Here is a 664-nt window from a genome sequence, read left to right on the forward strand (position 1 = left end):
GCAGCGGAACGTGCTCCCATCGGGGCAGGATGTGGGCCTCCAGCTTCTCCCATCGGGTCGTGGTGGTGCGCCCGCGCGGCGCCTTCTCCCCCATCCACTCCCGGGCCCACGTCCCGAACTGCAGGGTCGCGAGATCAGGGTCAATCCAGGTACCGGCCTTGACCTTCGCCTCCTCGGCGTTGCCCCAGTCCTTCGCCTTCCTCAACGTTGGGAAACCGGGCTTGAAGCCGCGGTTGCCATCGGGCTTGATGTAGACGCATCTCCAGCTGAATTGCTTGGTCTTCTGGCCGTTCCTGACCTTGTAGACCTTCTCGGCAGTTGCCAAGGTGATGACCCCCTTGGTGGGGGCGGGCGCCCACGACACCGCAGGCACCCGCCAGTTGGACTGGGTGTGCAGTGTGGGTTACGCGCTGGGGAAGAGATCGAGGAGCGTGCGGTCAGCGCGCAGACGCTGCTCGAACCGGGCTGCAGCAGCCTCGGTCACGCGGGCGGCGTTCAACAGGACGACCGGGCCAAGCCCGGGACGCCGGACGACGGCCACTGGGTCGTCGGTGGATAGCATGATGACGCGCTCGATCCGCATGCGCGGAGGCCCCCTACCTGTGTTGGGTGACCCCCCTCGCAGGTGCTGACATCCTTCCACACTCTCACTCAGAGTGCGTGG

Annotated in this window: 1 protein-coding gene and 1 pseudogene; both read right to left on the minus strand. The window is 66.4% G+C overall.

Features of this window, described 5'->3' with window-relative positions:
- Nucleotides 1–325: pseudogene (locus ABD323_RS43265) on the minus strand (hypothetical protein); the annotation flags it as partial.
- Between the two features lie 78 nt (nucleotides 326–403).
- On the minus strand, nucleotides 404–583 hold the full coding sequence (locus ABD323_RS43270; protein WP_184920207.1) for a hypothetical protein: 180 nt from the start codon (nucleotides 581–583) through the stop codon (nucleotides 404–406).
- Between the last annotated feature and the right edge of the window lie 81 nt (nucleotides 584–664).

Origin of the sequence: Kitasatospora nipponensis (assembly GCF_039528135.1) — a bacterium.
Taxonomy (GTDB): Bacteria; Actinomycetota; Actinomycetes; order Streptomycetales; family Streptomycetaceae; genus Kitasatospora; species Kitasatospora nipponensis.